The following is a 26,041-nucleotide window of genomic DNA, read 5'->3' as shown; positions in this document are numbered from 1 at the left end:
TAATCGGGTACCAAAGATGGGCATTGCACAGGCATCGCATCGTTAGCGTCCAGCCCGTAGATCGAGGTGATCAAGCTCTTCTAAGGTGTGAACTACTGACTCCACAAGCTCTGCATCAAAATCATCGCGGTCAGCTTCTTCGTGCGTTCCCTTGTTAAGGTAGGTCCACACTAGGTTAGTGGCTGGGATTCCCAAAATGCGATCATAGGCCGTCAACAGGGGGCCTTTGTTGGCATGGTTGAATGTTTGTGCATCCCGTAACTTCTTGACCAGTGCTTCACAAAGGTTTCTCAACCCGGGCTCGGCACCAACCCCGGCGAGCATGATATTTAAGACACCCTGGTCGTGACTGCCGAGCCAACGCCATACCTTTTCAGACAGCATTTCTAAGGCTTGGCGTGACGCTGCTAGGGCATCTCTATCATTCAGGGCCTCTCTTGCGGCCCTAGCCTTCGCGATGTAGTTTGCGCTAGGTACGTTTCCGGTCACTCTGGGTTGATAGTTGCCGTCATGATGGCGTAACAGATAGACTTGGCAGCCATTGCGTCTCTGGACGGGGAGATGTTGCTGGATGTCCTTGATGAATTCGTTGCTGTGACAGGTGACGATTAATTGAGTTTGAGCAAAGTGGTCACTTTCAAAGATTGTTTCTCGGATACCGCCTCGATGATCGTGGTCGATTGCATTAATGGCGTCGTCGAAGACGATGACAGGGCATTCTATGCTTTTCGCCTTAGCCATGAGGATTGCCAACCCGAGGCAGCGAATATGGCCTTCGCTAAGTATGTGAAGTGCATCGACCCGAGCTCCCGGATTACCTTGGAAGCAGATCTCAATCTTCCCTTCACCTCCAATTGGAAGGTGCAGTGCGAATAATTTGTCCTCATCCCGATCATTGCGATTGAATGCGTTGTAAAGATCCTTGGCTGCGTCGTTGAGTCCCGCTATCAACTGCCCCGGGAGCTGATCCCTATAGGACCTTAGTTCTACAAGAAATCGGTCATAAGTCCCCTTGAAGGGGGTATCCCGCTCTATGTCGAGAATCTCTTGGTTCGCTTGGGCGATTAGCTCAGCATTTGTTTCGTCGAATGCATTGATACGGCTATTTGCAGCCTCAACGTTCTCTTGCAGTTGCTGTCTCTTAAGATCCTGGGCTTGAACCTTGAGCTGGAATTCGTTGAGCCGTCGACGCTCCGTAATGTGCGGCTGGCGATCCTGCTGAGCTTGCAACGACGCAACGTCTTGTGCTGCCATGCGATCCACCACAGACAGGATTTCATCAAGGGACGGTAGTGCATCTTGAATCACCACCGTTTGGGGGTAGATGCTTGACCACCAACGTTCAACCGGTTCTTCTGGAAGCTGACCAATCCACTGGGAAATGGCCTTATTTTCTCCGGGCTGGGCATCGATGAAAGCGGCGACGGGACTGAACATCTGGCGCAACTCACGTGACGCTTGCCCAAACGTGGTCTGCGTAACCTGCTGCTGCTCCTGGAGAACACCAAGCTCTTCAAGCTGTTTAAGCCCTTCACCCGCCCTTAGATATGGATCTGCAGCTACGTGAGTCTGACCTTTCAGTGGGGTGTCACAGGCCGGGCACCGGTCTCCCACGACTTCTTGTAGGGCCAGGACCGAGTCATAAAGCGCCTTAAAAGAGACTTGGTCGCTTCTGGCGCGAAGAGCTTCAACGATGTCTTTGAGCTCCTCATCACATTTGTGTGTTTTCTCAAAAGCATCTAGAAGGCCCTGGCGCGTTACGCCGAGCACATTAAGCGGTACCGCTTCCAAAATCGCTTCGAGTTCCTGAAGGCGACCCGGAGTTTCGGCGGTACCGATAAGCTCTTTAAGCACGTCATATGTGATCTCGGCGTCGTACTCCTTCGCTAGGGCTGCCTCTTCTTCCGCCAGTGCTTGCTGGGATGCTGCTTCATTTTCAACGGTCGTTCTATCTGCTGCCAACGCATTTCGGCGAGCAGTCAATGTGGTCTGTTGTTCGCCGAGAAGGATAAGCTGCCCATCGATGCTCTCATTGAAATGGCCCACGAACTCATTGAACTGATCCATGCCGAAGAGAGTGGCAATGAGTTCCGCTCGTTGGGCATTGGGGCGTGCGGCGATTCTGGAAAACGCGTCGATCCGGTTCTTTTCTACGAAGCAGAAACGATAGGTGTCAGCGTTGGCAACGACATTTATTTCTCGCCCTTGCTGATCGGTCGCTTTCAGTATTGGTGCGTTGAATCGCCCATCATGGACATTGGCGAGATAAGTGCGGGCTGCAATGCGCTTGCTTCCCGCCTCTTCGACATCTCCCAAGAGCGCGTACTCCAGTCCTTCGCACAGACTGGTTTTGCCGCTACCGTTGGGGCCGTAGAAAAGGACGATTTGCTTGGTGAGGTCGAATGGCTCGGCTGCTCGAAAGCCTCGAAATGGACCGAGTGTCAGATGTCGAAGTTTCGCCCAAGGCCATGTCCCGAGATCAGCCTGAGCAACTGCGACCGGAGCAATATCTGCGGTACCCTCGAGTTCTCGTCGAATCAGCTCAACTAGGTATATGGATCGCTGGCTTCGTTGACGCGAGGTCCCAGCCAATTCATCGAATTTCGACAAAACCAAGGCAGCTAGACGACGGACATCCGCAGGGATGTCTTTTTCAGTCTGATAAAGCCATCCCACAAAACGCTCAAAATCCTGCCTGGCCGATGCCATATCCTCTCCTTTGGTACCGCCTCGTTGCGTCCAGCTTAGCGTAATATCATCTTGATGGCGTCTTCATTTGCAATGTATGAAATTCAAGCGTCAGGCAGAATATTGGGTACGAACTGCGATGCCTCGAGCCGTCCGATACGAAGCTCCAAAATCTACAGATAAACGAGTATTTGCAGCCATACTGTCGCTGCTTGAAGCGCACAAGCCTGAATGGGCGGCTTTCCTGGGCTACTCCATAAGCTGGTGCATACGGGACCCCTTATATCTGGAGGCTTTTCGAGGTATATCGCGAGGCGCCTGTTTAAGGTCGTTCTAACCTAGCGGTGTGGTCCTCATGCTTTCTCCATAATGCTCCTGTGCCGCGGCTCTTACGTTGCGAGGGTAGGGGGTTGAGGAATAGGGATAGTCGGCCAATTGCCATTAGTGGTAGCTTCCGTACTAACACGCGCGTCTGCTATCCCTAAGTGACTCAGGATGCCGACGTGACCGGCTCGATTCAAGCGATACAGGGACGTCATGGTGCTTATCAATATCCCATCGAACAAAGGTGGGCCTGCGGCAAGGCAAGGTTTCAAGTACCAGGATCACGTTGCCGTTTCCTTCATACTGAAGATGCTTCGCGATAGCAGTTACCAGCACGTCGAGTGTGAGACTGCTGACGACATCGTGCTGGTCTCTCGCCAGTCTGGTGAGACGGTTAACGAATATATTCAGGTCAAAACCACCGAAGGTGACAGCAAGTGGAACCAGAGTGAAGCAACAGCTCTGGACAGCGGTCGGGCTGAAACTTCTCTACTGCAGAAGTCACTGCTATGTGACTGCCGCCCTGGAAAAGCTCTGTTTCGAATGGTCACCAAGCGCGATACCGCCAAAGCTTTGAGTTGCTTCAAGTTAGAGCTTGAAAAGCGAACTCAGCCTGACCTTGCGACCAGTCGTGGGACAGCCCTTGCTAAGAAGTTTAAGAAAACACGATCACCCATGGGGCGTGACTTTTGCTATTGGGCGGATAATTTTGTGTGGCAGATCTGTGGCGATGTGGACGCGCTGGAGTCAGTGAATCTGCGTAAGCTTGCAGAAATAATCGACATTCAAGGCTCGTGGCCTACGCACAAACAACAGCAGGCAATTTACGCGGAATTTCTGAGCTGGGCAGATGATGCGGCAACCGCAAACGTCATCTCAGAATCTATCCAAAAGGTCATTACGCGCGCGAATGCCATGGATCGCCTTGATGCACTCTTGGCGGCGGCTGATAGCAAAAACATCACTTACTCGAAGCCCTATAAATCCAAGCCTCCGCCGTTTCTGGTCGAATTCCATGCTGCAACCGACGAGGGATTGCTACGAAGCCTGACTGGGTACGACGTTCAGTATGACTTTGGCGAGTGGAGGCATAAGGAACTTGCTGAGCACCTGGTTCAGTGGCTTCCCGAGTTCTGTTTACAAGCCAGCGAGATTGTGAATTTTCAGGTTCACCATGCTCAGACGATTCTGTCGAAGGCGATTGCTACGTTCACTCAGAATGGCATGGAGCGCGATAAGTTAATTGCAGAACTAATCCTGCATGTGATTTTGAGAAATAAGGAAAATAGCGAGCCTATCGCGTGCAAAGTATTTTTTGCCTCAAAGACAGGCCTATCCGAGTTCGGGAACGCCCATATTGTTCAGCGCTCAGGCGAGGTTGATCAACTCTGGTTGGGGTTGGCGAGGATGATTACTGTGGGAACCATGGCCCAGACTGTGGCGCAGGTTTGCAGTACTCTGGATTCGACAATTAACAAAGCCGCACTGACCAACGAGCGCGAGATCATTATCTCGCTGCGCGAACCGAATCACCTTCGCTCCAATTCGGAGGAGTTGAACAAAGCATTAGAACGAAACGCGCCTGCTGAAGAAATGCTGAAGGTGCTGTGCTTTCCTGTGTTATTGGCTTATGACAGTGATGCCTTATCCTCTGGATACCTCTCCGACTATATTGATCGGCTGAAGCACGAGATCAACGATCACTACAGTTCATTGAAAGTCCATCTGCCGAAGAAAATGGATCAAATCCGAATTGCTGTGTTCCTTGTTCCTATCGAAAGCATCCAGAACTTGATCAAAGAGTTTAACTCACGTTGCAGGGTTTAGGCTGACATGAGATATGAAGTAGTTAAGGAACGACTCGAACGGCTCGGTGAAGATTCAAGCTCCAGGATCGAGCTTCTCCAAGCTATCAGTGTTGCCGTGAACCGGGGGAACCCAGAGTGGGAAGGACGGGACCTCGTCATCCGTGCGCTGGATAAATTCGCCTTGTTTGGTGAAGTTGAGCAATCCCTTTTGCTGAGTATGATCCGCGCGGTGGGCCTATACCCTTACATCACTCCGTACCTCGATGGAATATCGATTTCAGACCGTCTGGCCTATGAGGTGCATCGGGTGGACGGAGTTGAAGCGGGCATGGTTTTTCATCGGCTGCAGGCTCATGTGTTCAGCCTGCTGATGCAAGGACGCAACGTCGTGCTGAGTGCCTCAACAAGCGTCGGTAAAAGCTTGGTGATAGACGCCGTTCTGGCCCAGGAAAAATTTCGCAAGATCGTGGTCATCGTCCCAACCATCGCCCTCATCGACGAAACGCGCCGACGTCTGGTCAAGCGCTTCAAACAGAGGTGCAATGTCATTACACATCCGACTCAGGAAGCCGACGACGCACGAGTAAACGTTTACCTGCTGACCCAGGAGAGAGTCCTCCAGCGTGACGATCTACAGGACGTCGGCTTTTTCGTCGTAGATGAATTCTATAAACTTGACCTGTGCAGTGACTCGGAAACTGGCAGCCGTGCAATTGATTTGAGCTTGGCTTTCCACAAGCTGGCAAGACAGGGGGCGCAGTTCTATCTACTCGGCCCGCATATCCAAAATATCCACGGTCTTGACGCTTATGAGTACAATTTCATCCCCTCCAATTTTTCCACAGTGGCCGTCGATGTTGAGTATTTCAATTTGCCGACCAACGGAGATGCACGCAAGGACAAGCTCCTAGAACTCTGCCGCAAAATTGCCACCCCCACGCTCATCTACTCTCAGTCGCCAGCAAGCGCTAACAAGGTTGCACAGCTCCTTATCGAAAAGGGTGGGTTTTCGCCGCTCGCGCAGACCCAAGACATTGCTCAATGGATCGCGAAGGAATACCACCCCCAGTGGAACGTCGCCAAGGCCATATCGCTTGGTATCGCCATTCACCATGGTGGCGTCCCTAGAGCGTTGCAACAGTATTTTGTGAAGCTCTTCAACGAGGGGACAATCAAGCACATCATTTGCACGTCAACGATGATTGAGGGGGTCAATACCTCAGCAGAAAACGTCATCATTTATGACCGCCGGGTTAGTAACACGCCGTTCGATTTCTTCACGTTCAAGAACATTTCTGGCCGCGCGGGTCGCATGAACCGCTACTTCATCGGCAAGGTTTACATGCTGGAGGCTCCGCCGGAAGAAAAAGATCTCACTGTTGATTACCCGATCGGACTGCAGAACGAAGATTCTCCGATGGGGCTTTTGATGAAGCTAGAGCCGGAGTACCTCACGGATATCTCCCGTCAACGGCTGGATCGGGCGTATGCGACACCGTTGCTGTCTACTGCGACCCTCGTCGAAAATCGGCATATCCCGGTTGACCGGCAGATAGAGATCGCCGAATCAATTATCAGGAATCTTGCAGTGAGTCGCCGAATGCTCACTTGGAAAGGAAACCCTGAACAAAACCAGCTCGAATACGTGTGCACCTTAGTCTGTGATCACCTTCAGACCAAACTGATGGATTATGGAATCATTTCAGGCCCTCAGCTCGCCTTTCATATCAACTCTATCCGAATGGAGAAAGACTTCTCAGCGTATCTGCAGAACGCAATCGACACTAACCGAGCGGGCACCACTGCGAGCGAAGCGATCAACCTTCGTCTCAAGTTTATCCGTAACGTTCTGTGCTATCGCCTTCCTCGTGATTTTATGGCCATAAGCAAGATCCAGGCGGATGTCTTCACCCAGCGCAATATTGAGCCAGGAGACTTCAGCTTCTTCTCTGAGCAGATGGAGAACCTTTTTCACGATCCCTTACTGACGGCGCTGGACGAATATGGGATTCCCACGCAGGTCTCGACGCGTATTAAGAGTTCAATTCTTCCATCTGACAACCTGAATGACCTGCTGAACAAGTTACGGCACTTGGCGATCCACCTGGATGGAATGCAGCTGTCCCCGTTTGAGCGAAATATTATGAAATGGGCGATTGCCGAGATGTAACTCTAAGGCGCTGGCAGGGAGCATCTGCAGGGTCAAAGCGTGGTGCGTTCGGCTTCGACTTGTGCCCTGTGAGATGTATTTAAATCGTTGAGCTGGCAACAGGGACTGACGCGCAGTGCGCAATCCTTCGCCTGGTTGCCTGAGTCGAGTCTGGGATGTTACGGACATTTAAGATTTTTCAATTTTTAAAAAAATATTGTCCGAAGGCACCGGCGTAGCTTCGAATAATAGTTTTGGTTTTTCTAGCAAATAGCCCTGGAGTTTTCCTTTCTTCCGAGGACCTTCCACCTGACAGACCCAAATATTTAAACCATTGTCGCGCTTCCTGTGGACCTTCAGTTTCTCAAACTGCTTCTGCACCCAACGCCATTCTTCGATCTCTTGGCAGGTGCCCTGAGAGATACCGGGGAATTCTTGCGTATAGCGTTGGAAGAGACCAGGCGTGACCAGAAATACGCTGCCACCCACCGTGTGGATTTTGGCCTTGCTGTCGTTGATGATCAGTTTGTGGCTCAGAATGCCTTCCTTGACCCAATTCAGGAATGTCTGGCCTGGGCTATCCGGTTGAAGCGTTGAAGTTTCGACAGTACTTTCTGACAGTGCATCTCTGGCCTTAGGCTCTTCCAATTCGAACATGTCCAGCAGCGTACCGAGGTAATCGGCATCCTCTTGCGCCATGGGATCCGGCTGCGGTTGGCTTTGACCTGATCCTGCACTGCCTGTCTCGGGCGCTGGTGTTGGTACCTGGTTGTCAGTTGAGTGGTCATGGGCCGCAATGTTCACCGTTCCGCTGAACGCCTCAGGCCGGTTTTCGTTCCCCCAGATTAGCGCCGGTTGAAGGCGCAGAAAGGTAAAGTTCTGCTGCCAGTTTCCCTGTGCCACAAGCGCGGTCCAGATGGCTTTGCCTTCTGGGGTGGACTCGACTAGCCCATGCGACTGGAGTTCGTCGAACACAGCGATGTTGGACGAGGGAATGCCCTCAATCGATTGCGACAGCAGATAGGCTCGTAGCTTGTCGGTGACCGTCTTGCTGACGAGCCAGAGGGCGTCTTGAGTCAACCAACCCGCGGCACCCGGCTGGTTGAGTTTCAGCTCGTGTTGAACCAGGTGACGCAGTCCGCTGATCAAGTGATGTTGCAGCGAATGAATCGGCGCTTGCAGCGCCTTGCTCGGGTTGCCGCCAATGTTCTGCGCGGTGGAGACGCGGTCGGCTTGAATCACCAACTCACCGAGCACGCCGGCACGTTCGTACTGGCCCGCCAGGACATACAGCAGGCTGGCCCACAGTGACGGAAATCCACTGAGCCAATCGAGGATTGGGCGATCGAGAATCTGGGTGTAGAGCAAACCCGCGGCCGCGCCGTGCAGGTGGTAGTCACGATCCTTGAGGTAGCGAAAACGGTAGGGCTGATCCAGGGGACCGTGCCAAGGATGCCAAGGACGGCCATCCTGGCGTTCGATCAGCAAGTCCACGGCGATCTTGCCAATGTCATGCAGCAGGGCGCCGTAGGCGATACCGGCGGACCAGGCGTCGGTCTGGGCGGCCTGGTCTTCGGGCGCGGCGCCAGTGGGAAGTAGATACGACTGGCGCAGCTTCAGACTACAGGCGACCAACTCCAGACCATGGTCGAGCATGCCGCCGAGATAAGCATGATGGTGCGTCTCGCTGGCCGGGAGTTGCTGGACCTGTTCGGCGTAGCGATGGATCGGCTGCAAGTAGAGATGAGTGAATTGGGCGTGGGAGAGGGCGGTGTACTGCCAGATGCGATCGAGCAACTGGCGGCGGTGCTCCGCTGCTAACAAGCTGTGGGCCGACTCGATGGGCAGGTAACCTTCGGCGACGCTCACGGTCGGAGGCGGCTTCTGCCTTTTGTGGCGAAACAAACCGAGCATCGTGACCTCCGGGAAGTGACTGGGTCAGCGGCCTTTTAGCCTTTTCGGATAGCGCTCTTACCCTTGAGTCCCCATTCCCTTCCAACCCTTACCCGTCCTTTTGGCGCGAGTCCCTTTATGCGGCAATGGGAATACCGATTTCTCCGGGTACCGTTTAGTTGCCGAGCGAGGAGGGAGCCGGTTGGTGCTGTGCCATGATTTCGCTGATCAGCGGTAGACAATGATCCAGCGTCATATCGCCGACTATGAGTGATCGGTGAGGTGATACCGGTTCCCAGGGGGGCGGTCAAATCAATGATCTGAACGAGGTCGGCTGCAATACTCTTGTCGAGCTATCAGCGGTATCGGGTAGTCGTTTGCGGCCCTGTTTGTGAGCACGGATCGCATCGCGCACTTATTTGAAACACGAATGTTCCAATCGGATCGCTCGCAAATAACCTTCTGCCGCTCTGAGCTCCTACCTAGCGCCGATAACCTTCAGCTTGGGAGGTTCCTACGCAACCCAACTCGGAGTCTAAGTTCTTAAGCTGCGGCGATGGATAGCAAGCTTTCGAGTTGGCGTGGTATTTGCCTGAAGTTTCGGCACTCGTATGTCGTACTTGGGGAAGTGAATGTCGCTATCAAGCAATTCCATGCAGTTATCCTCCGCCGAAAAGCACTGGTTACCCTGGTTTGGCAAGACAGGAAAACTGGCGATGAACTGGTCCTGCCGACTCAATCGGTCTGCCTATCCGGTGATTGAGCAGACATTCGAGGCTATTGCCGAAACCCGAGTCAAATTGCTGCACAACTGGACTCGGGAGCAGTGGGAACACTTGGCCGAACTGGCCGCGACCCTTAGCCGCGACTTCTCCCATCTCGACAATCATCCGCTGCTGGACAAGCTCGGCCAGGCCGAGGACTTTTCCGAACTCTTTGTCGTCGATACAGGCGGCGCAGTCATCGCCTCGACCTGGAGTGGTCATGGCAAAAGCAGCCCCTGCAATCCCAAAGCATTGGCCGAAGGTTTGAAAGCTCCGTTTCTCCACGGCCCTTACAGCGATCCTCTGACTTTGCAGATTGGTCCCTCATCTTCGCGCTTTCACGATGAGGTCACGCTGATGTTCTACCAGCCCCTGAAGGCTGACGGCAAAGTCCTTGGCTGTCTCTGCGGTCGCGTGCCGAATGATGTCTTGAGTGACCTGATCCAGCGTGAGGCCGGGCATATTTTTGCCGAGTCGGGAGATAATTATCTATTCATGGTCCAGTCGCGCTTCGATCCAACGATTCAGCCGGGTATTGCCCTGTCTCGTTCGCGCTTCGAGGACGGTACGTTCACTCGCGGCGAGAATCTCAAAAGTGGCGTGCGCACCCCCTGGAAGACCGTACAAATACAGCGCCACACCGAACTGGAACTGCGCTTCACTGATCCGGCGACTCAACAATTGCACCCCGGTGTGCGGGAAACCATTCGCACTGGCTCCAATCTGTTCGTCACCTATCCCGGCTACTCGGACTACCGGCACATTCCGGTGGTTGGCAAGGGCGTTACTTTCCAATTGCCCGGTTCGCCTGACCGCTGGGGCATGATGTGCGAAGCCGATCTGGAGGAAGTCTATCGACGGCGCTCGCTGAGTTACGGGTTAATGAAACCTTACCTGGCAACCATGGTTGGCTTGTTCACCTGCAATTTCCTGGTCCAGCACTACAGTGGTCTGGAGCAGAGCCTGATCGATGCTTGCGAGACTTTGAGCATGCTGGCGGCTGCGCTCCTGTTCAGCACTTTTGGCCCGAAGCGGTTGGCTGCGCGTCTAAACGAAATGACCGGTGTGATCAGGACCATCGCTGAAGGCGAGGGCAATCTGCGTCAGCGCCTCGACACCACGCGTATGGCCAACGACGAGACCGGAGATATGGGCCGTTGGATCAACAGTTTTATCGACCATCTGGATGCGGTCGTTGGGCAGGTGATCAAGGCCAGTCACAGCGTCGGCAAAACCAACCAGCTGATGCTCGGCCGCAGCCAGGAGGCCAGCCTCACCTCCGGCGAAGTTGCGGAGGCGGTGCATCGCATGATGATCATCGTCGAAGAGCAACTGGGCGAGATCCAGCAAGCCTCGGCCAGTGCCGAACAAATGAAGCAAGCGATGGACGAAGTGGTCAGCCGAGCCCGCGAGCAATTTCTCGCGGTACAGGTGGGGACTCAGTCAATTCGCGATGTCGTGGAGCGGTCTTCTTCGAGCGTGCAGTTGCTTGACAGCCGGATGGCACAAATCGGCAATATCACCGGCCTGATCAGCGACATCACCAACCAGACCAACCTGCTGGCGCTGAACGCCGCCATTGAGGCCGCCCGCGCCGGCGAACATGGTCGTGGTTTTGCGGTGGTAGCCGATGAAGTTCGAACCTTGGCCTCGCGCACATCCCGCGCCGCCGACGACATCCGGCAGATGGTCGAAGGCCTGCAAAACGAAACGCAAAAAGCCGTGGGCTTTATGGAAAACGGAGTCAAGGATGTTGACAACAGCCTGCGCCTGGCCGAAGAGGCATCCTCGGAAAATGTGCAACTGCATCAGGCAGTGGAAAGCATGTTCAGCATCATCCAGCAACTCAATGAACGCAGCCTCGACTATGGCAAAACGATCAAGCAGGTCGACCAGTCGTCCGCAGAGATGCGCCAGACGGTGATCGTGCTACAGACCAGTGCGGAAACGGTACGGCTCGATGCCAATAAACTGCAAAAGCTGGTGGGGCTGTTCGAGGTGAGCAACAACTCCCGGCAAAGTGCTGCTTGAGGCTTTGTCGCGTACTTCAGAGTACGGCAGATCGGTGAAGAGTACGGGGTTGATCCGGGCCGTCATCGAAACGCTGGCTCATAGTTTTGGTGAGGAACCCAGATAATAAAAGACTGAAATATTGCTCACTCTCTTGCTGTGCGGTGAGTACATCGATGATCTAGTTAGTGTTGGGTACGGAGAACTCGGTACACTGCGGTGCAAATTTTTGTGAGTCCTATCATGACCCTCACTGACGCCACACTAGTGCTGCTGCTTGCGGCACGCATCCATGGGACAGACGAAGCCGTCAGGGCCTCGGCGAAGAGCGTGGTCAAGAAGTTGCCGCGCAGTAAACGCGATCTGATCTACAAGGTGATCGACAGCCGAAGTCCGCTCGAACTAGTGGATTTTCTGGCGCAGAACCTGGATACGTAACGGCGTGCTGCGGGTGTGCACCCATCTGGTGCTCTTTGCGTCAGAGTCCCGCGGCATGGCCCTTTTTTCTGAGTACCGGTACAGAAAAAAAGGGCCTAACTCGCGTTGGGCCCTGTGAAGCACTTGCAGTGGGTGAGGTAACAATTAAGCTCCATCGTTCATACATAGTGAGTCATCCAAGACCGCTTGCTGCAGTTGCTGCTCCAGGTTGAGCACATACTCCGAGGCGCTGCGGGCATGACCACTGGCGCGGAAGATCGCGCGTTTGTCAGCCTTAAGCAGGCCGAGCCAGGAGTCGATGTAGCCCTCGTGCCTAAGCTCTCCCTGTATACCGGTGTAGGCACATAAAAAAGCTGCGCCCATTTCGGCGATCAACTCCTCAAACGCGTAGCCTGGCGAGCCGAACGGACAGGATGACGTCACGCCTTCGCGCTGCAACCGAGAGTGATGCCCGGTCCAGTGCGTCAGCTCGTGCAGTGCGGTGGCGTAGTACCCGCCTTTATCGTGAAATTGCGCTTTTGTCGGTAGTTGGATGAGATCCCTGATCGGATGGTAAAAGGCTTCGTCGGTAGATCGATGAACGATGTGTGCACCCGAACTTAACAGCAGATTTTCCGCAGCGATGTTGGCCTGGAAGGGATCACTCGGTTCCGTCTCAAGCAGGGTTTCATTGAGCATTTCGAACCCCTCCGTTTGCTCGATGTTGAACAGAAAATGCGTCCTGAGAATACCGAAGTGAGCGACTTTGGGCTCACCGTGTTCATCGAGTATGGGCTGACCTGACTCGTTCTGTTCTTCACGCTCCATCGGCTTGTAGAGCACTGCCAAGGCACTGTGTTCACCCTTACGGATGTGTCCGCCGGCCTTTTTGGCTTGGTTGAAGGTCAGCCAACGATCTTGAGTGAATCCCTGCAACCTGGCCTCGGCCCAGAGCAACGGCAAGTTGATCCCCGAGTAGGGGCGACGCGTGATGGCGTTAATGGGGAAGGGTTGATGGTGACCGACGTCAGCTGAGCCACTTGAGGACCAGGGTTTGATCCAAGGGGCAGCGCCTTGGTTTAACGCGGTAACGATCTTGTCAGTCACGTCTTGGTAGATATCGCGCATGGCATTTTCCTCGAGAGAAAACGGAGGAACGCCTTGCCCGTCGGGGAGGGTTCCCCGGTGGGTGATGGTTGGATTGATGCAGGGCTTACATGCCGTCTGAGTGTGGATCGGGGTGTCGAGTACGACCGTATGCGTTTAGCGTTGATGTTCTCCTGTAAGCGCTATCAGCAAGGCGTTAGGCTGGCCAGGCTCTAGGAGCAGGCTGAGGCTCAGTTGCAGCAACGGATCATGGCGTGGATGACCCGTTGGGGCGATTTGGGCTACCTCGAACAGCACATAGGGCTCGTGTGGATAGGCCAGGTGAGCCTCGAAGGCTGCGCGCAATACGTTGCTCAGCCGATCGACCTGCAGCTTCTCAGGATGACCCCAGCGATCGAGCAGTACTGCGCGTTGCCACGCGCCAGGCGTGAACACAATGGGCAACCGAAGGGTGTTCAGTACTTCCGGTGTAAGTAAGTTGGACATGGTGTGCCTCCGTTGAAAACGCGAAGAAACCTGTCCCGCTGGGGGAAGGGATTTCCCCGCGGTGGGTTGAAGAAAAACAAGGGGATTTGCCTGGCGAGCAGAGCTCGAAAGGCGCTCAGGAGAGCAGTAGGCGTTCATCACCGTAGAAACGGTGACCGTGCGAGCTACCGAACGCTAATCGCACTTGGGGAGAACCATCACCGAAGTGACGTAGTCTTGAAGGCTCTGGCTACCTGGAAAGATGCTGTCGATAACAGCGATCCGTACCTTGTATTTAGCGGAGCGATTTATACGGGTCAACCTCCGAAGAAAAGCTGTGTCCTGATGTTCGTCTTCTATCTTCCAGTGAAGATTTTTTGGCTGGGCAAGCTGATAAACGGTCAGGCACGGATAGTTTTCAGTAGTACGCTGTTACTCCTGTTTCAATCATGAAAACGCTCAGAAGAGGGCGAGGCCATGGCGACTCAGCAACCTGTTCAGAATTCACGTGCCCACCGCTGGGCGTACGCCTGTGGCATGTTGGTAAAGCGTGGTCACCGTAGGTTGAAAATGTTTGAATCCCGCGTGGCTGAGCGAGTGGTGATGGCAGGCATGCCCGCAGGTAAAATACTTGTTCGCGGGAGTTTTCTAATCATCAAGTTGGCAGTTGCTGCCGGACTCCTTCTAGTTAGCTTATGGTTCACAGTGTCGGTGATGATCCTTATTGTCTTGTGTTGGGCCATCGCCAATGGAACGCCTATCAAACCTAAGGATGCTCACCGTTACAAAGCATATGGCGACCCATATGGTGAGTATGAATATGGCCGCGCACCCGGTCAGCCTGATTTAAAGGATCTGTAGTCGAGTTCTTCACCCCTTCCTCAAGGCCTTTCCAGCAGACATCAGAGCTCCAGCGCCCCTTGCTCCAGCGTCCTGCGCTTGAGCTGCTCCTTTGCTAAGCATGCCATCGCCAATTGAGCCAACGCTGTATCCTGCCCAGCTCATCGCAGCCAAAAACAACATTGGAAGCACGATGAACATTGCCCCCATCACGTACTCGATCACCTGCGCCGTGACCGTCCCCTCCATAAACCCGGACGTAGGCAGCGATAACAGCACTTGATTGGACGCCGAAACTTGGTTGTACAAGGTGTCGAGCATGCTGGAGTCGACCCAGCGGGCCAACTCCCACCAGAAGGTCAGGATGTGCAAGGTGAACAGCGCGAACGTCACCGTCATGACGGTCTTCAGCTGGTAGGTGCTGACCAGCAGGATCAGCGGCAAGCTGATGATGACGCCCATGATCAGGAAGGCCTGCACCATTGGCAGGGCGGCGCGTAGCGCATTCATCGCCGGGAAGTTGCTGAAGGAGCCTAGGGCCAGCCCGGTGTTGGTGGCCAGGTTATTGAGCCCCTGATTGATCGAGCCGCCGCGAGCACTGGAGCCATAGTCCTGGTACACCTGTCCGGGCGACATGGACATCGATTGCTGGCGCGGGCTGACCAGCTCGCGCAGGGTGGCATCCTCGATCTCGTTGCTTGAACGGCCAGTCAACCAACCTTTCAGCTGAGTCAGCAGCGAAGGATCGACCTGCCCGATCAAACGTTCGCGCAACCCGACACCGCTATCGCTCCACCATTGCTTGCAGGTGGGGTAGCCCCCGCCATTCTCCAGCCGCGGTAAGGAAACATCGCGGCTGTCGTCATACGGCCAGCTGACTCGCGGTGTGCGTGAACGATCGGTGTCGTAGTAGCCGGGCGTGTCGAGAAAATAGCTTGAGCCGATCCAGGAGGCGTCATGACTTTGTGCCTTATCCAACTGCGGGCGATTGGTAAACAACCGAGAACGGGAATAGCCATAACAGTCGCGAGTGAAGTCGGCGACTTCCTGCAGCAGTAACTGGCTGTCGATGCGCGAACTGTCGATCTCCATGCGCATCTGCCGGATATCCGGTGCGCAGGGAATGGAGGCGGTGGCCGCCGCGGTCACGCCTTTGCTCAAGGCATGCACCAGAAACCACCAGATCGGCACGTTGGCGGAGCGTTCGCCGATGGTATTGAAGGTGGTCCCCCAAGCGGTTTCCGCTGGTTTGGTCACACTCACGCCGCAGCGCTGGCTCGCCGCGTCATCGAACGCCATCGAGGCGAGGCTCAACGGAAAGACCGGCGCGCAACCGAACAACACGACGATATAGGCCAGCCACAGCCGGTTTTCGATTCGCGGCACCGAGAGCAGTCCCTTGTTGCCTTCATCCGCGCCTTGCTGACGGGCAGACAACCATTCCTGCAAGATGATCGCGCCGAAGGGTGCGGCGAACAGTCCAGTATCGGACAATACACTCCAGAGGCCGTTATTGATGATCCAAGCCAGCAGGGAGAGGTAAAACTCGAGGTAGCTGTTGGTACTCATGAGCATAGTGGTGACCTCACAGTCGGGTGAACTCGACGACGGTCAAGAGCACGAGCCCTAGTGTCCCAATGCGCTTCACGCGCAGTCGATCCAGTGGTCGATGGCGGTAGTGTCGAAGCAGATCCCACCAAAGCGTAAAGAGGGCGCCGTAGAGCAGGGCACGCCACCACCGCAGATAGGGCCGTACGGATTCGAATGCCTGCTGCCAGACCTCGAAACTGCCCAGCGCAGTGCGGCCGATCCAGGCGACCAGTGCGGCGCTCAGGATCATCACCGCGGCAATCCCCAGACCTGAAAGCAGAGTGAACAGCCGTGAGCGTTTCATGGCTTCAGTTGCGCCTGGCGTCTGCGTCCTTGAGTCGACCGGGCTCGGGGTCGCCTTGCTCGACGGTGCGCGAAGCGTCGGCACCCCCGGCATGCCTATCGAGCACCAGGCTGGCGGTATTGGTGGCGAGCATCTGCCGAACCTGCAGCTCGGTTTGTAGCAGACGTATTTCGCGCTCCAGGGCGTCGATGTTTTTTGTCAAGGCGGTCTGGGCCGGCTCGGCTGAAGCGATGTTCGGTTCGTGACTGCCTGCCAGCAGGGTGCGCAGTAGCAGGAGCGCGTTATCGAGTACGCTGGACAGGGCCGTCTCGCTGGCCAGGCGTCGCGCCAGCAGATCCTGGTCGGGATCGTCGCGCAAGGCTTCGATCACGCCACGGGTCACCGGCAGCATCGGGCTGGAGGCTTTCACCAGGTTGTCAGAGGTAGGCGGCAGAGAGCCAGACAGCAACCCTTGCAGGGCCTTGAGGCGTTCGCTGTAGGCCTCCTGAATCAACGGCGTCAATCCGCTGCCAGCGGTCGCACGCAGGGTTTCGCAGGTGTCACAGGTCGCGACTTCGCTCTCGCCCAACACGCGAACGGCCCATTCGGATTCTTCTTGGGGCGAGGCCCAGGTCTGGCAAATAGCGCCACCCAGGCAGTCGCTGCTACTGATCGAGGCACTGTCATCCACCGTACGGTTATGCAGCAGGTTATAGCCCGCGCGCACCACGTCGGCGGTCACCCGAATGGGCGTCTGCCCATTACCTCCAGCCTTCGAGCCACCGACCCAGGACACCCCATTGTTGCCGTTATGGGCTTCGGTGTTTTTCACCGCGGCCACTGCATCACCGCCGGTTTGCTCCAAATTACCCTGCATCTCCTGGTTCTTGGCCAACGCGCCCCAGCCGGCTTGACCAACCTTGTCCGCCATCTTCTCGGCCATGGCCTGGCAGGTCAGTTTGGAACGGTCGAAGTCGATACGGCCCTGCATCACCCCGTTGCTCAACAGCTCATAGAGGCCAGGGTTAGCGCGTTGGATGATCAACGCCGGCAGCGACATCACCGCCTGGGTTGCGTTCTGCACGATGCTGCCCATGATCTGCTGGAAACCTTCGGTGGCGCCGTTCAGCTGGTTTTGCAAGGTGTTGGTGAGGCTCATGTTTCCGCACATCATGTTCGCTCGCCAGGACCCGCCGACACCGAGACCGCTGGGTCGGTAGAGCGAACTCGGTGAGCCGACTGCCGAGCCGCCACCGATGGTGTACATCACCCGGTCGTCGAGCACTTCGCCTTGAGTGCCCAGGCGGTAATCGCTTTCGGCGGCGTGGGCATGCGTGGCCATGGCGAGCAGTCCACAGAGCAACAGACTCACCACGCCGAAACAGGGGCGCGCGAGAAGCCGACTCATGATGCACCGCCTTCGAAGTCGATGCTGAACAGAAAGGTCTGCCCCTCACGTTTGCAGCAGCTATAGGGCCGCCACAGCGACCAGGCGTAGCCGTCATCCGCACTCTGGACCGGATCGCTGGGGAAGATGCCGCACGTGGGCTGAGCCTGGGGGTAGAGCAATTGCCACTTGTGGGTCGAAGCGTCGTTTTCAACGACCGGGCCAGGTGGCCAGTAGCCGTCGCGTTTGGCGGGCGTGAGCGGTAAGTACACATGTGGTTGTCCGTTACGGGTGATGACATCGCCGGCCCGTTGCGCCATGACCGCGGCCGCTTTGAAGTCGTCGGGCTGTACTAGAAAGCCCTGGCGGGGATAGACGCTGCCCCACATGTTTCCCGAAGCCTGACGACCGATTTCACGGATCCCCGGCACGAGGGCCTCGGGGAAGAAGTTTTCCGGGATGCCCTGGCGCCAGGCCAGTGAGTCCAGGGTGCTCAGGTAGTAGGGCATGAACGCAGTAGCGCCGCTGACGCAAGCGTAACCGGACTGCGAGGCCAGTTGCGTGGCGGCCCAGCCACCGGGGTGGCCAATACCGTCGACGTTCTTGAAACGGGGCAGGTTGTCGCGCTGGGTGTTCGGCGTGATCAGGTTGCCGCCACCTTCCGCACCGCTGATGGGAGAGGAGAGGGGGGCCATCTCGGTCCAGGGGTTGTTGCCGGTGGTGGCGTAGCTCGAGACCACCAGCTCAGGAATGAAATGACGCACCTTGGTCGAGGTTTTGACTGTGCAGCCGAAGGGCGTGCAGAGGAGCCAGAAACAAATGCCGACGACCCTGTAGGCGAGGCAATTGGGCGACAACACCGAGGACGTGATGCTGCCGGTGTCCAGCGCCATGCTTGGCCCGCACGCCAGCAGGATGCTCAGCGCCAAAGGTCGTAGCTTTTGGGGCGCAATTGACGGGCATAGGACAGGCATGATCCAGGCTCTTTGGGCTAATGGCCTGGACACGTTCAATGATTGACCGTACACCGTCAGTGATAAAGCTGAAGCTGGCGTTGTCGGTTTACAAGGATTTTCAGGGCGACGAGGTGGCTATTCGATGGTCAACGCACGGCGAAGGGCGTCTGGCTCGGTGAGTAGCTGATCCGTCGTAACCTCGAGGATATTGGCGAGCTTGCACAGGACCATCAGCGACGGATTGCCCGTGCATCGTTCGATTTGACTGACGTAGGTACGATCGACTTCGGCCATGAGCGCCAACTGCTCTTGGGTAAGATTCTTTATGCGTCGCATCCAGCGGATGTTTTCCGCCAGCTGCAGACGAAGCTGTTCGTAGTCTTGAGTCATGCGCGCAAATTGCGCCTTGAGGGACTCTCAATCCACGGGATATAGTCTACATTGGTATTGATCTAGGCCATTTGATGCACATACCTGTTATCCAGCGTTCATTTGGTTACGTTATGATTTCGAGGCTGGGTCCAGCGTCTAACAATAAAATCAGAACCCTAGGGTGTGTATGGACGAAAACTACATCTCAATTCCTGCGGCAGATGGTTGCCCAAGTCTTCTGACACCTTGGGGCAACGAATTTGCCCCAATGATCGAACGTGGTGTGCAATGCGCTCAGGCTTGGCTTGATACGCCCAGCGAGATTCCACTGTGGTGGGAGCTGGCGCAAACACGCAAGACCTTTCCTGTCGGTGACTGCCAAGATGCTTTTGAAGCCGGATTCTTGTTGAGGATTCAGCAGCGGGTTCGAGGCACATCGTAATAACCGGTCACTCGCTTCAGCGCGCGATACCTGAATAGATTTTCCTATGCGGGTTCTATGCCTCGTGCTCTATCGATCCGTTCAGCTACCCAGTGAGCCGCTTCCAACTCTGAGCAGCCATTCTCTTGCATCAGTGTCCAGCGCTCGGCTTTTTCCTCGGGCTCTGTCATGGCCAGGGCGAGATAAAGACTGGGCGGCACGGCTCGAAACAGCGTTTCGAGTTTTTTCGACAGCACGACCCCCTCGGTGTATTTGCCCGGCTCCTTGCTGGCGGAGAGCAACAAGGCTTTCTGTGCCGGCGTGAGTTTCTTGAAGCGAGCGATTTCTTCGATTTCCGCCGGTGGCATGTTCAAGCAAATCCACCATTCGATCATGTTGAGCATGGTCTGCGCGGCCGTGGGGAAGTCGGCCAGGTTCTGTGTGGCGAGCCAGAACCAGGCACCGAGCTTGCGCCACATCTTCGTGCCCTTGACCACGAACGGTGCCAACAGCGGGTTCTTGGTGATGATATGACCCTCGTCGGTGACCATGATGATCGGCCGGCCCAGATACTGATCACGCTCGGCGAGGTTGTTCACGGTGTTCATCAGGCTGATGTAGCTGATGGACATCTGCGCCTCGTAGCCTTCGCGAGCGTAAGTGGCCAGGTCGACAATGGTCACATCGCTCTCGGGCCAAGACGTGCCCTCGCGGTCGAACAGTTCACCCTCGAAACCCTGGCAAAACAGGTCGATGGACTCGCCCATTTCCTGGGCACGCTCGCGACGCTTCTCCGGCAGGTGCGGGTCGGCGGCGATGCGCAGCAAGGCGTCGCGCACGTCGCGGGTCAGTACCTGACGGCCGGCGGCAACACAGGTCTGCGCCGCATCGAGGATGCACTCGCGGATCAAGCTGCGATCGGCTCGACTCAGGCGGGCTTCTTCCTTGGCCTCGCCACCGGTGATCATCAGGCGAGCGGTGATTTCCAATTCGCCAAGAACATCGCGTTGGTCTTCGCGACTGGCTACCGCCTCATCGTCCAGCTCATCAATCGACAGACTCGCCACCTGATCCGGTTGCTCGACCAGGCGCCAGGCATCGACAAAGGGCGCGAGGCTAACCGAGGCGCCAGGTTTCAATTGGACCTTGTTGACCGACAGGCCCTGTGTCGCGAAGTAGTCGCCCTGCAAGCCGAATGAGTTGCCGGCCTCGACGATAAACAGGCGAGGGCGGTACACCGCCATGACCTGCATCAGCAGGGTGACGAGGGTCGCCGACTTGCCGGCACCAGTGGGGCCGAACAACAGCAGATGACCGTTCATGGCTCGGTCCAGGCGTGATAGCGGATCGAAACTCAACGGCGAGCCGCCACGATTGAACAGGGTGATGCCCGGGTGGCCGGTGCCGGTGCTTCGACCCCACACCGGAACCAGGTTCGCCAGGTGCTGGGCGAACATCAGCCTCGTGTACCAGTTGCGCGTGTCGCGGGCCGGGTTGTACGCCATTGGCAACCAGCGTAGGTAGCTGTTGCAGGCGGCGACCTCGTCGCCTTCACGTACTGGTTGCAGCCCCGCACCCAGCAGCGCGTTGGCCAGGCTGACCGAGCGCTGGTGCAATTGGTGCTCATCGTGACCGCGCACGTAAAACGCCAGGGTGCCCCGGTACAGCTTGTGCTGGCGGCCGATGATCGCGCGAGCCTCTTCGACATCCTGACGGGTCTGGGTCGAGGCCAGGTTTTCACCGATGGCTTTGCGGGCCAGGCGGTTCAACTGCTCCTCAAGTACATCCTGCGGTTTGACCACCAGGGTCAGGCTCATCACCGTCCCTTCAGGTAACTGGTCGAACAGGGCATTCACCGCGTCACCCTTGCGGGTTTCGCCGGTGAGTTGACCAATCAAGGGTGCCCGGCGCAGCTTGTCCACTACCATGACCCGATGGGGCTGACCGTCGAAAAACCAGAGTCCACGTTGGACCTCCGAATGCGGCTCATTGAAAAATAGGCGCTCGGCGAAATCGTGATCGAAGGGCAGTTCCAGCGACTCGCCATCGCCCGGCTCCGGATAGGTCACGCGGCGGTAGAACTCCTCGGGCGCTTCATCGGTGAGCTTGGGGGCTGGATTGAACCAAGGCAGCAGCCAGGCATACAAACTTCGGCCCTCGACTCGCGTCGAATGCACCCCACACGCTTGCAACGAAACCGCGATACGTTCGCAAGCCTGTTGCAGGGATTGCACCGGGGTGAGTCCCGTCTCCTCATCGCCAGACTCGAGCCAGCGATAGACCACCAAGCGCACCCGACGGTTATTGCCACGCCAGGGCAGGCGCGTCACCACCTTATCCTCAAACAGACCACCGGGCTTGGCGATGGCCTTCAGATGACGGCGGCTGAGCTCCAAATACGCCTCGGTGAAGACCGTGCCTCGCGCGCTGTCCTGGATATAATCGGTGAGCCGGGTCAGGTAGGGGGTGAAGTCTTTGTCGTCCTGGCAGAAAAACTGCGCCACCCACGGCGCTTGATCCAGCTCGTCAAAGCTATCCTGCAGAGCATCCTCGAGGGCATCGCGGGCTGCCATCAGCCAATCGGGTTCGCGCCCTTCGGTGCCAATGGGCAGCAACTCGAACACTGCACCCACCGAACGATTGTCATCGAGCAGAAAACACTGCTCGGTGTCGAGGTACTCGACCCACGGCAGGTGATCGGTGAAGCTGGGGTGGTGCGCATAGAGTGCCGCGTCATCGGCCAAGGTGGCGCGCGGGCGCAATGGGTGGCGCCAGGCTTTCCACGCAGGAGTGCGGTTGCCCGAATCGCCGGTACGCACTACAAGTCTTCCTGACGTTCACCCGGCAACGCGTACTGCACCCGTTGGTAGAACGGAAAGACGGTTGAGTAACCCGGGATCGGTGCCTGCTCGGTACCACTCAAGTGCGGATACACGTACAGCACCAGATCGGGATTGGGCAGGCGAGGGAACAGGTTGCGGATCTCGTTCGTCGTTGTGCGAGTGTACAGTTCCTGGAGAGAAGCGGAGACATCTGCCTGAGCCAGTGGGCGGCGTAACTGTTGGCGAGCATCCAGCAGTTGCTGCTGAGTGCCTTGCGAACCGGCGCCGTTCCAGATGTCCAGCATGGTTTGCTCGCCATGGGGCAGAAGCGTCTCCTTGTCGGTGGAACACCCCGCCAGGACCCAGCAGAACACGCTAATCCAGATCAGGCAGAGATGCATGGTCTTTTTCATGGCGAACGCTCCGGCCCTTGGGCTCGTAGTCGATGGTGATCTCATGGTCGAGGTGCAGGGCGACTTGTGCTGCCGGTGGCACGTACACGGCAGCAAAGGCTTCGCCATACAGTTTGTTGACCCACTCGCGGATGTCGCTGACCCCACCACTGAGAATTGAATTCAGCGCGCTGTTGCCCGTGCTACTGGTGACCCCGAGGGCACTGCCGCCCGAACTGATCACGCTGCTGTTTTTTTGCTCATTCCCGAGCAAGGCGGCAACACCCGCGCCGGCCGCAGTGATCAGGCTCTGGCTGCCGAGGTACTGCTGGGCGTTCGAGCGGCGCTCGCCGGCAATGCAAGGAATGCCATACGGATCGGACAGGTAACCGAGGCCGCCACGGATCTTGTCGGTGTTCGAGCTCTGGGTGGTGGAGGCATTGCGGGTGGCTACCGCCTTTGGCTGAGGCACCGTGCGGATGGTGCCATCGGTAAACACAAAGGTGATTGACTCGACCTGCCCGCGTACGCAAGACAGGGTCCAGTCACCGGACGCCGTGCCGCTCATCACGGCGCCCGCGACGTCCGGCAGGTCGATGCCGTTGGCAGTCAGGTTCTCCGGACCAACCAGCACCTTGAAGGGGTAGGGATCATTCACTGTGCCGTCCACCGGGACTCGGCCGATCAGCGCGGTCATGGCGACCGAGCCCATCAATGTCGCGTTTTCGGGAATCGTGTAGACCGGCTTCGCGCCTTCGGTACGATCAACAGACTGGGTCAGGTCACGCTCACCCTGGGTGACGGCACGCAGCTGTTTCTGGCTGCGATCAATCGCGTTATCGTTCAAGCCTTCCAGTGAGTTGAAGGCGGTAGGCAGACTCAGTGCGGAGGCAGTCTTGGTTTTGCCTCGGGCATCGGTGGACGGAGCATCCGAAGGTTCAATCCACTGCAGCGCATCATTGGCAAGATGGCCACCCTCGAACTGAGCCCCATCGCCCGACTCAAGCCCCAATCCGATTGGCATGTCCTTGCCTTTGCCGGTCAGCCCCGACAACTGCTCCTGCAATTGCGTCAGCAGACCGCGAGCCTGGCGACTGTCTTGTTCCGCTTTGAGTCGGGCCTCATTGGCTTGTCGGCGGCCTTCGTCGACCTGTTGGGTCACGCTGCCAAGCGCGGTCTGGATGCGCGAATCAACACTGTTTTCCCGCTCGCGCAGGCGGTTGTTTTCCGTCTGCAGCGAATCGTTGTGTTTCTTCAAACCGAGCATGTCGCTGCGCATGGCTTTCACCTGGCCGACCAGGGTGGCGACCGTATCGCGTGGGGTATCGCCCGCAATGCCGAGCGACTTGGCTTGCTCGGCGGATAACTGAAGGTTGCCCTGATCGACCGGCTTCTCTGGAGAGGAACTACTGCCGCCCGCGACCCAGGTTTTCAGAATGATCAACACCACGGCCAGTAGCGCAGCCGGTACCAACCATTTGAGCAAGGCGTTAGCTTTCATCGTCAGCACCTCGCACAACGAGCGGGAGCAGCACGGCGTGTTCGAGGCCAGCACCGCGAGTGACGAGGTAAGCGATCGTGGTGTCTTCAGCACTGCCGACCGGCCCGAGGAAAGCATGCTGGAAGGTCGCAGCGAACAGCGTGGCCTGCAGCCGACGCGGATCGAGTTGCACCGTCGCTGGACCACGGTTGCGCAGCTTCACCGCCGTCACCCAGTAATCACCGAGTCGCCAGGCGGCGATGGGTGTGCTGGACACATTTTCGGTCGGCAGCAGGGTCGGCAATTCGGTGCGCAGCTTGAGCGGTACGCGGCGTACGCCGGGTAGGGATTCTACGGTGCGCAGCGGCGCGTACAGGCTCTGTGCGGCATAGCGCGTCAAAGCGACCGGAGTCGGCGTGCGTTCTGGAACAGGGGCGGTGCTCGATTCCGCCTCGGTAGCCTGCACCTGAGCATTCTTGAGAATACGCACGGGCTCCAACGGTTGATCACCAGGAGTGGCCGCGATATCCAGCAGGATAATCTCGCCCGTCGTGAGCGATTGCAGTTGCAGGCGGGTCGGGGCAATGGCTTCCGACGCGCGCAGGTACAGCGTGCCGCCGGCTGATTGCACGCGCAGCTTGCCCGTCAGGGTTGAGGGCATGCCGACGCGAACAGCCTCATCGACAAAGACCACCCGCTCCTGATTGATCACCAGTGGGACCGCGAGCGGTAGGCGTTCCCAGTGCATCAGCTCGACGGCCTGCGCTGCAGCTCCCCATAGCATCAGTGCGACGGTGAGTCCCAGAGTAGACATCCACTTCATGGCTCACCTCCAGGTAGGGAGATTTTTTGCGGCGTGCCCTGATAACAATCCAGTGCCAGCCCCCACTTATTGCGTTCGGGATCCAAGTCAAAACGCACCACGCGCAATGGATAGCGCACCACTACCCGTTTCACCGGTTCGGCGGCGTAATACTCATCGGCATTGAGATCGAGCTTGACCAGCCAGCTGTCGCGGTCGAGTTGCTTGACCCTGAGGTCCGGATCTTCGCTGTAGCCTCGGCCCAGAATTTCGTAGACGCCACGCACCCGCTGGCGCAGTTCGCCGGCGGCCTTGCGGTACTCGTAGTCGCCGTCGAGGAAGGCCTTGCAAGCGGGTGTCAGGTAGGACTGCAAGCCATAGATCGCGCGGCGATAGTCCTGCTCGCCATCCGACGGCCAACGGTTGAGCTGGCCAAAGATGTACAGGGCAAAGGCATACACATTCTCTGAGGGGATATCCCACCACTTGCGTGTGCTGCCCGAGCGCAGATCTGGGGGTACATGCACGGTCAGATCGGTCGGTGCCGAACGCCAGCCGTACCAGAGCCCGGCACAGACCAGGGCAAGGATCATTACCGCCAGGCGCAGGCTGAAGATGTGGGCCTGTTGGGCATCGACCTTGTTTCGAAATCGGCTCATGACTGCCACCGAGACAGGGCAGGGCGCAGTCGACGCGAACGGCGAACCGTCCAGGCACCGGAGTGGAGGATCAGACTGCCGCGACCCAAGCGCCAACGGCTAGCCAGTACCCATTCGAGTTTGCGGTACAACCAGGTCTCGGGGCGAGCCCGTTTGGCCCGGCGCAGTAGCGTGCCACCGGCAAATAGCACCAGCGCCATGCCTGCGATCATGCCGGTCGGCGCTACGGCAATGGAAGCGGTGGCAATCGCTAGAGGAACGCCCATCAGTAGGCCAATGACGGCGCCGGTGCCGAGTGCTACCCACATCTCATCATTGGTCAACCCGCGCAATACGGCGGGATCACGATTGAGTCGCTCTGGGAGAAAGACCAAGGTGCCGTCAGCCAGGCGTTCGATAGTGTCGTTCATGC

21 protein-coding genes are annotated in these 26,041 nt (G+C 57.0%); 6 read left to right on the top strand and 15 right to left on the bottom strand.

Translation table 11 applies throughout. From position 1 onward, the window contains the following. Window positions 1-42 precede the first annotated feature (42 nt). Window positions 43-2,709, bottom strand: coding sequence for an AAA family ATPase (locus tag AB3226_RS00575; RefSeq protein ID WP_367371555.1), 2,667 nt, complete (start codon window positions 2,707-2,709; stop codon window positions 43-45). A gap of 516 nt (window positions 2,710-3,225) precedes the next feature. Between AB3226_RS00575 and AB3226_RS00570 the strand changes: the two genes are divergently transcribed. Both AB3226_RS00570 and AB3226_RS00565 read left to right on the top strand, forming a co-directional pair. Beyond that, window positions 3,226-4,839, top strand: a complete 1,614-nt coding sequence (locus AB3226_RS00570) for a dsDNA nuclease domain-containing protein (protein ID WP_367371554.1) — start codon at window positions 3,226-3,228, stop codon at window positions 4,837-4,839. Between the two features lie 6 nt (window positions 4,840-4,845). Further along, window positions 4,846-6,990 (top strand): DEAD/DEAH box helicase, encoded by a 2,145-nt coding sequence (locus tag AB3226_RS00565; protein ID WP_367371553.1) that lies wholly within the window; start codon window positions 4,846-4,848, stop codon window positions 6,988-6,990. A 168-nt stretch (window positions 6,991-7,158) separates the two neighbouring features. Here AB3226_RS00565 and mobH read toward each other — a convergent pair whose 3' ends face one another. Continuing rightward, on the bottom strand, window positions 7,159-8,883 hold the full coding sequence (gene mobH, locus AB3226_RS00560; RefSeq protein WP_367371552.1) for a MobH family relaxase: 1,725 nt from the start codon (window positions 8,881-8,883) through the stop codon (window positions 7,159-7,161). A 611-nt stretch (window positions 8,884-9,494) separates the two neighbouring features. Here mobH and AB3226_RS00555 point away from each other — a divergent pair. Beyond that, entirely contained in the window at window positions 9,495-11,657 is a 2,163-nt protein-coding gene (locus AB3226_RS00555) for a methyl-accepting chemotaxis protein (RefSeq protein WP_367371551.1), read from the top strand. Between the two features lie 222 nt (window positions 11,658-11,879). After that, on the top strand, window positions 11,880-12,074 hold the full coding sequence (locus AB3226_RS00550; RefSeq protein WP_093432593.1) for a hypothetical protein: 195 nt from the start codon (window positions 11,880-11,882) through the stop codon (window positions 12,072-12,074). 144 nt (window positions 12,075-12,218) lie between these two features. Here the strand turns inward: AB3226_RS00550 and AB3226_RS00545 are convergent, their stop codons facing one another. Continuing rightward, window positions 12,219-13,181: an ArdC family protein gene (locus AB3226_RS00545; RefSeq protein WP_367371550.1), complete on the bottom strand. Its 963-nt coding sequence runs from the start codon at window positions 13,179-13,181 to the stop codon at window positions 12,219-12,221. 135 nt (window positions 13,182-13,316) lie between these two features. Beyond that, entirely contained in the window at window positions 13,317-13,646 is a 330-nt protein-coding gene (locus AB3226_RS00540) for a hypothetical protein (protein WP_367371549.1), read from the bottom strand. Between the two features lie 456 nt (window positions 13,647-14,102). Here AB3226_RS00540 and AB3226_RS00535 point away from each other — a divergent pair, with 456 nt between their 5' ends. Then, the gene (locus AB3226_RS00535) at window positions 14,103-14,486 is read left to right on the top strand and encodes a DUF3742 family protein (protein WP_367371548.1); all 384 of its coding nucleotides are present in this window, start codon (window positions 14,103-14,105) and stop codon (window positions 14,484-14,486) included. A 9-nt stretch (window positions 14,487-14,495) separates the two neighbouring features. Here the strand turns inward: AB3226_RS00535 and AB3226_RS00530 are convergent, their stop codons facing one another. The 5 genes from AB3226_RS00530 to AB3226_RS00510 all read right to left on the bottom strand — a co-directional run bounded on the left by AB3226_RS00530 (window position 14,496) and on the right by AB3226_RS00510 (window position 19,071). Then, window positions 14,496-16,040, bottom strand: a complete 1,545-nt coding sequence (locus tag AB3226_RS00530) for a conjugal transfer protein TraG N-terminal domain-containing protein (protein ID WP_367371547.1) — start codon at window positions 16,038-16,040, stop codon at window positions 14,496-14,498. A 10-nt stretch (window positions 16,041-16,050) separates the two neighbouring features. Next, window positions 16,051-16,359, bottom strand: coding sequence for a hypothetical protein (locus AB3226_RS00525; protein WP_367371546.1), 309 nt, complete (start codon window positions 16,357-16,359; stop codon window positions 16,051-16,053). Window positions 16,360-16,363: 4 nt separating this feature from the next. After that, complete coding sequence (locus AB3226_RS00520) at window positions 16,364-17,746, bottom strand: integrating conjugative element protein (protein ID WP_367371545.1); 1,383 nt, start codon at window positions 17,744-17,746, stop codon at window positions 16,364-16,366. After that, a complete protein-coding gene (locus AB3226_RS00515; RefSeq protein WP_367371544.1) occupies window positions 17,743-18,699 on the bottom strand; it encodes a TIGR03756 family integrating conjugative element protein in 957 nt (318 codons plus the stop codon). The genes AB3226_RS00520 and AB3226_RS00515 overlap by 4 nt, the downstream gene beginning before the upstream one ends. A 117-nt stretch (window positions 18,700-18,816) precedes the next feature. Continuing rightward, window positions 18,817-19,071 carry a helix-turn-helix domain-containing protein gene (locus AB3226_RS00510; RefSeq protein ID WP_258668114.1) on the bottom strand — a complete coding sequence of 85 codons (255 nt, stop codon included), beginning with the start codon at window positions 19,069-19,071 and terminating at the stop codon, window positions 18,817-18,819. 169 nt (window positions 19,072-19,240) lie between these two features. On the opposite strand from AB3226_RS00510, the gene AB3226_RS00505 reads away from it, so the two are divergent. Beyond that, window positions 19,241-19,495: a LasR-specific antiactivator QslA gene (locus tag AB3226_RS00505; protein ID WP_367371543.1), complete on the top strand. Its 255-nt coding sequence runs from the start codon at window positions 19,241-19,243 to the stop codon at window positions 19,493-19,495. Between the two features lie 44 nt (window positions 19,496-19,539). Here AB3226_RS00505 and AB3226_RS00500 read toward each other — a convergent pair whose 3' ends face one another. From AB3226_RS00500 to AB3226_RS00475, 6 genes are read right to left on the bottom strand one after another with little or no spacing between them, the layout of a single operon-like run. Further along, window positions 19,540-22,293: a conjugative transfer ATPase gene (locus AB3226_RS00500; RefSeq protein ID WP_367371542.1), complete on the bottom strand. Its 2,754-nt coding sequence runs from the start codon at window positions 22,291-22,293 to the stop codon at window positions 19,540-19,542. Then, complete coding sequence (locus tag AB3226_RS00495) at window positions 22,293-22,709, bottom strand: TIGR03751 family conjugal transfer lipoprotein (protein WP_367371541.1); 417 nt, start codon at window positions 22,707-22,709, stop codon at window positions 22,293-22,295. Before AB3226_RS00495 ends, AB3226_RS00500 begins: the two co-directional genes overlap by 1 nt. Next, the gene (locus AB3226_RS00490; RefSeq protein WP_367371540.1) at window positions 22,672-24,189 is read right to left on the bottom strand and encodes a TIGR03752 family integrating conjugative element protein; all 1,518 of its coding nucleotides are present in this window, start codon (window positions 24,187-24,189) and stop codon (window positions 22,672-22,674) included. Before AB3226_RS00490 ends, AB3226_RS00495 begins: the two co-directional genes overlap by 38 nt. Then, a complete protein-coding gene (locus AB3226_RS00485) occupies window positions 24,179-24,991 on the bottom strand; it encodes a TIGR03749 family integrating conjugative element protein (RefSeq protein WP_367371539.1) in 813 nt (270 codons plus the stop codon). Before AB3226_RS00485 ends, AB3226_RS00490 begins: the two co-directional genes overlap by 11 nt. Further along, a complete protein-coding gene (locus AB3226_RS00480; protein ID WP_154974023.1) occupies window positions 24,988-25,629 on the bottom strand; it encodes a PFL_4703 family integrating conjugative element protein in 642 nt (213 codons plus the stop codon). The genes AB3226_RS00485 and AB3226_RS00480 overlap by 4 nt, the downstream gene beginning before the upstream one ends. Further along, on the bottom strand, window positions 25,626-26,039 hold the full coding sequence (locus AB3226_RS00475; RefSeq protein WP_367371538.1) for a TIGR03750 family conjugal transfer protein: 414 nt from the start codon (window positions 26,037-26,039) through the stop codon (window positions 25,626-25,628). Before AB3226_RS00475 ends, AB3226_RS00480 begins: the two co-directional genes overlap by 4 nt. Window positions 26,040-26,041: the final 2 nt, after the last annotated feature.

Origin of the sequence: Pseudomonas lini (assembly GCF_964063345.1) — a bacterium.
GTDB lineage: Bacteria > Pseudomonadota > Gammaproteobacteria > Pseudomonadales > Pseudomonadaceae > Aquipseudomonas > Aquipseudomonas lini_B.
Note: the sequence above shows the minus strand (reverse complement) of the source record. Positions and strands in the feature narration are given on the sequence as shown.

Coding starts and splice junctions, on each gene's coding strand:
- AB3226_RS00505 (WP_367371543.1), top strand. CDS start 19,241: ATGGACGAAAACTACATCTCAATTCCTGCGGCAGATGGTTGCCCAAGT.
- AB3226_RS00565 (WP_367371553.1), top strand. CDS start 4,846: ATGAGATATGAAGTAGTTAAGGAACGACTCGAACGGCTCGGTGAAGAT.
- AB3226_RS00480 (WP_154974023.1), bottom strand. CDS start 25,629: ATGAGCCGATTTCGAAACAAGGTCGATGCCCAACAGGCCCACATCTTC.
- AB3226_RS00520 (WP_367371545.1), bottom strand. CDS start 17,746: ATGAGTCGGCTTCTCGCGCGCCCCTGTTTCGGCGTGGTGAGTCTGTTG.
- AB3226_RS00475 (WP_367371538.1), bottom strand. CDS start 26,039: ATGAACGACACTATCGAACGCCTGGCTGACGGCACCTTGGTCTTTCTC.
- AB3226_RS00550 (WP_093432593.1), top strand. CDS start 11,880: ATGACCCTCACTGACGCCACACTAGTGCTGCTGCTTGCGGCACGCATC.
- AB3226_RS00495 (WP_367371541.1), bottom strand. CDS start 22,709: ATGAAAAAGACCATGCATCTCTGCCTGATCTGGATTAGCGTGTTCTGC.
- mobH (WP_367371552.1), bottom strand. CDS start 8,883: ATGCTCGGTTTGTTTCGCCACAAAAGGCAGAAGCCGCCTCCGACCGTG.
- AB3226_RS00545 (WP_367371550.1), bottom strand. CDS start 13,181: ATGCGCGATATCTACCAAGACGTGACTGACAAGATCGTTACCGCGTTA.
- AB3226_RS00575 (WP_367371555.1), bottom strand. CDS start 2,709: ATGGCATCGGCCAGGCAGGATTTTGAGCGTTTTGTGGGATGGCTTTAT.
- AB3226_RS00570 (WP_367371554.1), top strand. CDS start 3,226: ATGGTGCTTATCAATATCCCATCGAACAAAGGTGGGCCTGCGGCAAGG.
- AB3226_RS00535 (WP_367371548.1), top strand. CDS start 14,103: ATGGCGACTCAGCAACCTGTTCAGAATTCACGTGCCCACCGCTGGGCG.
- AB3226_RS00540 (WP_367371549.1), bottom strand. CDS start 13,646: ATGTCCAACTTACTTACACCGGAAGTACTGAACACCCTTCGGTTGCCC.
- AB3226_RS00510 (WP_258668114.1), bottom strand. CDS start 19,071: ATGACTCAAGACTACGAACAGCTTCGTCTGCAGCTGGCGGAAAACATC.
- AB3226_RS00555 (WP_367371551.1), top strand. CDS start 9,495: ATGTCGCTATCAAGCAATTCCATGCAGTTATCCTCCGCCGAAAAGCAC.
- AB3226_RS00515 (WP_367371544.1), bottom strand. CDS start 18,699: ATGCCTGTCCTATGCCCGTCAATTGCGCCCCAAAAGCTACGACCTTTG.
- AB3226_RS00490 (WP_367371540.1), bottom strand. CDS start 24,189: ATGAAAGCTAACGCCTTGCTCAAATGGTTGGTACCGGCTGCGCTACTG.
- AB3226_RS00530 (WP_367371547.1), bottom strand. CDS start 16,040: ATGCTCATGAGTACCAACAGCTACCTCGAGTTTTACCTCTCCCTGCTG.
- AB3226_RS00525 (WP_367371546.1), bottom strand. CDS start 16,359: ATGAAACGCTCACGGCTGTTCACTCTGCTTTCAGGTCTGGGGATTGCC.
- AB3226_RS00485 (WP_367371539.1), bottom strand. CDS start 24,991: ATGAAGTGGATGTCTACTCTGGGACTCACCGTCGCACTGATGCTATGG.